This is a genomic window from Paracoccus fontiphilus (assembly GCF_017356265.1).
Lineage (GTDB): Bacteria > Pseudomonadota > Alphaproteobacteria > Rhodobacterales > Rhodobacteraceae > Paracoccus > Paracoccus fontiphilus.
This window is the reverse complement of record NZ_JAFNAW010000125.1, coordinates 1-4,390: the sequence shown is the minus strand read 5'-3', so window position 1 is coordinate 4,390 and position 4,390 is coordinate 1. Positions and strand designations below refer to the sequence as shown.

The 4,390-nt window shown below is 69.8% G+C and carries 5 protein-coding genes; 1 reads left to right on the top strand and 4 read right to left on the bottom strand.

Features of this window, described 5'->3' with window-relative positions:
• Both ctaD and J0F76_RS20035 read right to left on the bottom strand, forming a co-directional pair.
• A partial coding sequence (ctaD, locus tag J0F76_RS20040) for a cytochrome c oxidase subunit I (protein WP_207472171.1) occupies nucleotides 1-2,236 on the bottom strand: 2,236 nt, incomplete at its 3' end.
• On the bottom strand, nucleotides 2,233-2,916 hold the full coding sequence (locus tag J0F76_RS20035) for a cytochrome c oxidase subunit II (RefSeq protein ID WP_341351630.1): 684 nt from the start codon (nucleotides 2,914-2,916) through the stop codon (nucleotides 2,233-2,235). The genes J0F76_RS20035 and ctaD, both read right to left, overlap by 4 nt.
• Before the next feature lie 15 nt (nucleotides 2,917-2,931).
• Here J0F76_RS20035 and J0F76_RS20030 point away from each other — a divergent pair, with 15 nt between their 5' ends.
• A complete protein-coding gene (locus tag J0F76_RS20030) occupies nucleotides 2,932-3,453 on the top strand; it encodes a DUF2231 domain-containing protein (protein WP_242690471.1) in 522 nt (173 codons plus the stop codon).
• Here the strand turns inward: J0F76_RS20030 and J0F76_RS20025 are convergent.
• On the bottom strand, nucleotides 3,441-3,941 hold the full coding sequence (locus J0F76_RS20025) for a CopD family protein (protein ID WP_207472170.1): 501 nt from the start codon (nucleotides 3,939-3,941) through the stop codon (nucleotides 3,441-3,443). The two genes, J0F76_RS20030 and J0F76_RS20025, sit on opposite strands and share 13 nt — an antisense overlap.
• A partial coding sequence (locus tag J0F76_RS20020) for a cytochrome c oxidase assembly protein (protein WP_207472169.1) occupies nucleotides 3,938-4,390 on the bottom strand: 453 nt, incomplete at its 5' end. The genes J0F76_RS20020 and J0F76_RS20025, both read right to left, overlap by 4 nt.

The following is a 4,390-nucleotide window of genomic DNA, read 5'->3' as shown; positions in this document are numbered from 1 at the left end:
GCGCCAGTCCGGTCGCCAGGACCCCGGCCATCGCGGCGCCCGTGCCCGATGGCCGGGCGCGGCGCGTCTCGGCCAGCCATGAGGCCAGCGTGCCGGACGCGATCGCCAGCAGCGCCGCCCCGGCGGTCAGCAACGCGCCAAGGGTCAGGCCGCTGTCCGGGGCGGGCCAGTTCGGCGCGATCACGGTCAGGAAGCCCACGCCGAACAGCAGCGAGGCGTAAAGCGTGCCGTCCGCCACCAGGAGCGCCAGGGTGCCGCTGTAGGCAAGCGTCCGGCGGACCTGCCAATGCTCGGGCAGGGAAAGACCCGGCGCGACCTCGACCGGGGGTGCGTCCCCGGTGCTGCCCATGAAGGCGCCCCATTTCCAGCCCACCCAAAGCACGGCGGCGATGGCAAGCGGCGTCAGCCAGTAAAGCCCGGCCAGCATCAGCAGGAAGAAGCTGCCGATAACCGCGGCGGTGCCGATGGGCAGCAGCGTGTTGCCGGGCACGACGGCGACGTGATCGGGGCGCCCGGTGCCCGGTTCGACCACCAACACCTCTCGCCTTGCGCGGGGGGCGCCGGGCAGCAGCCCCTCGCCCTTGGCCAGCGACAGCGTGGCGCGGGCATCGTCGCGCCCCGGTCCGGGCAGCGAGGCGAAGTTGTAGGACGGCGCGGGCAGCGCCATGGCCCAGTCCAGCGTCGGGGCCTGCCACGGGTTGCGATGGCTGCGGCGCCCGAACAGCCATTGCATCGCCACGTCCAGGGCGAACAGCGCGAATCCCGCCGCCATGACCATGCCGCCGATCGAGGACACAAGGTTCAGCCATTCCCATTCGGGATTGTCGGGATAGACGTCGATCCGGCGCGGCATTCCCAGAAGGCCGGTCAGGTGCATCAGGAAGAAGGTGCCGTGAAAGCCCAGCAGGATCAGCCAGAAGGCCGCCTCGCCCAGGGCGCGCACGCGGAAGCGGCCGCAGATCATCGGCATCCAGTAGGTGATCGCGGCCAGCATGGGAAAGACGAAGCCGCCGACCAGGACATAGTGCAGGTGCGCCACCACGAAATGCGTGTCGTGGGCCTGCCAGTTGAAGGGCACCATGGCCAGCATCACGCCGGTCAGCCCTCCCATCACGAAGGTCAGGAAGAAGCCCGCGACATACAGCATGGGCAGCCGAAGCTGGACCCGGCCCGCCCACATGGTCCCGATCCAGGCGAAGATCTGGACCGAGGTCGGCACCGCCACCAGCGCCGAGGCGGCGGAAAAGAAGGCCAGCGCCATGTGCGGGATGCCCACGGTGAACATGTGGTGCACCCACAGCCCGAAGGACAGGAACACCAGCCCCAGGATCGCCGCCACGACCGCACCATATCCCAGGATCGGCACGCGCGCGAAGACCGGAATGATGGTGGACAGGACGCCCGCGGCGGGCAGGAAGATGATGTAGACCTCGGGGTGGCCGAACAGCCAGAACAGGTGCTGCCACAGCAGGGGGTCGCCGCCGCGCATGACGTCGAAGAAGGGCCAGTCGAAGGCCCGCTCCAGTTCCAGAAGGACCGAGCCCAGGATCAGCGGCGGAAAGCCCACCAGCATCATCGCCGCCGTGCCCAGCATGTACCAGCCCATCAGGGGCATCCGGGTCAGGCCCATGCCCGCCGCGCGCAGGCGCAGGATCGACACGGTGATCTCGACCGCCGCAGCCACGGCCGAGATTTCCACGAAGGTCACCCCCAGCAGCCAGACATCGGCGTTGATGCCGGGGCTGTGGGTCTTGCCCGACAGGGGCGTGTACATGAACCAGCCGCCATCCGGCGCCACGCCGCCCAGCAGGGAGGCCACGATGATGATGCCGCCGAACAGATAGCACCAGTAGCCCAGCGCGCTCAGGCGCGGAAAGGCCATGTCGCGCGACCCCAGGATCTTGGGCAGAAGCCACAGCGCCAGCCCTTCCAGCATGGGAATGGCGAACAGGAACATCATGATGCTGCCGTGCATCGTGAAGATCTGGTTGTACAGCGCGGTGTCCAGGAAGGCGCCCTCGCGCGTCGCAAGCTGCGCGCGGATCAGCATCGCCAGAACGCCGCCGATGCCGAAGAACACCAGCGCCGTCGCCATGAAGCGCCGCCCGACCGTGGTGTGGTTGACCGAGGCGAGCGCCCCCCGCCAGCCGGGCAGGTCCGCCCAGATGCGGTCCATCTGCCGGTGCAGTCGCAGCGCGCGCCGCGGCGGATTGGCGGGAATGGTCCTGTCGGTCATGGCATGTCCTCTGCCGGGGCCGAGGCGAAGGGGGGCAGGGGGCCCTCGGGGTCGTAGACCACCACCTCGAACCGCATGGCGGCGTGGCCCAGCCCGCAGAACTCGGCGCACAGGCCCTCGTAGCGGCCGGGGCGGTCGGCCTGGAGGCGGTGGATGTTCACATGGCCGGGGATGGTGTCCATCTTGCCGCCAAGCTGCGGCACCCAGAAGGAATGGATCACGTCGCGGCTGGTCAGCGCGATGTCGAAGGGCCGGCCCGCGGGGACATAAAGGACGCCCTCGGTCGCGACGGGGCCGTCGGGGCCGGGCTGGGTGAAGCGCCAGCCCCAGTTGTAGGCCTCGGCCCGGACCTGCAGGGCGTTGTCGTCGCGGGCGATCATGCGTTCGCCGATCCACAGCGCAAAGCCCACGAGCACCGCCAGCACCGCCAGGGGAAAGCCCAGGCCCCATGCCATCGTCCAGCCGCGTTCCCCCGTGGGGCGCGGGCCGCGCCACAAGGCCAGCCCGGCAAGTGCCAGCACCAGAAGCGTGATCAGCGCCGACCCCGCCAGCATCGCCCACCACAGACGCGCGATCTGCCCGGCGGCGGGTCCGGCAGGCGCCAGGGTGCTGAGCGCGCCGTCGCAGCCCGCAAGCAACGGAACCGCGGCGGCGGCGCAGGCCTTCCCCTTGCGCGACACCAGCGGAGACTGCCGATGAGACCCAAGCGAACATGGCGACAGCGACGCCGCCTTTCCGACCCGATCGAGGAGCACTCGGCCTTCGACAAGACGGAATCGAAGATCGCCCTTGCCGGTCATCCCCTGCATGCCATGATGGTCACCTATCCGATCGCGCTGGCCTTCCTGACCTTCGGCGCCGACGCGATGTTCTGGTGGACGGGCGATCCCTTCTGGCCGCGCGTCGCGGTCTGGACAGCCGGCATCGGTTTCTTCGCGGGCGTGTTCGCCGGGATCACCGGCACGGTCGAGCTGCTGATGGTTCCCGGCATCCGCATCCGCGCGCCAAGCTGGACGCATTTCATCCTGGCCGTCACCCTGCTGTCGGTGATGGGCGTCAACTGGGGCTATCGCCTGCCCGACCCGCAGGCGGCGGTGCTGCCCTTCGGGCTCCTGATCTCGGCGCTGGGGATGGGCATGACCACCGTCACCGGCTGGCACGGCGGCAAGCTGGTCTTCGACTACCAGATCGGCACGCAGCAGGATCACGGAAGCTGACCCCTCGGCTGAAGCATGAACTGCGGCAAGAGCCCGGCGGTCCAGGACAGGTCGGGCTTTGCAAGGACCAGCCACAGCACCGCGCCCATGGCTGGCAGCGCGACGGCAAGCACGATGGCGGGATGGGGCATCCGGTAGCCCCGGTCAGGATCGCGCCCCTTGCCGCGGCGCTGCAGGCCCGACTGCTCGATCAGATGGCCGATCCAGGCGTGGCAAAGCGCCATCAGGCTGACAAGGGCCAGCTTGGCCACGAACCACAGGTCGAACACCTCGGCCGCGAAGATCAGGCCGGTCCCGGCCACGATGGCGATCACGGCGGCAGGGGTGGCGAAGCCGACATAGCCGTAATGGGTCAGCAGCCGGAACTCGGAATAGCGGACCTGGCGCTGCGCGTGGCCATAGCTCATCAGCAGCAGCGGCAGGGCGATCAGCCCGGCACACCAGCACAGCATCGCGGCGATGTGGACGGCTTTCAGGGCAGCGATCATGCGGCGAAGCCGCGCAGCCAGTCGCGCCGGAGCATGGCAAAGGCCAGGCCCGCCATCGGCAGGAAGCCCGGCACCCACAGGATCAGCCCGGCCAGGCGCTGATCGTCAAGCGCGGTCATGCCCCACCGCGCCGCGCCGTCCACGTGCTGCAGATACAGGATGCCCGGCGCAAAGGTCAGCACGGCGCCCAGAAGCCCCATCAACCCCGCCAGTCCCATCACCAGCAGGCTGTCCACCAACCCGGCCGGACGCCTGCCGGTCAGGACCGCGGACCAGAACGCCCAGGCCGGAACCAGCAGCGCCGCCTGCATGGCCCAGTAGACCGCGTCCGAGCGCCAGATCGCGTCATAGATGCCGGGCAGGTGCCAGGCCGCCATGGCCAGCGCCATGGCGGCCGCGCCGACCTGCGGGGGCAGGCGCGCCGCCAGCGGCCAGGCCAGCGCCAGCGC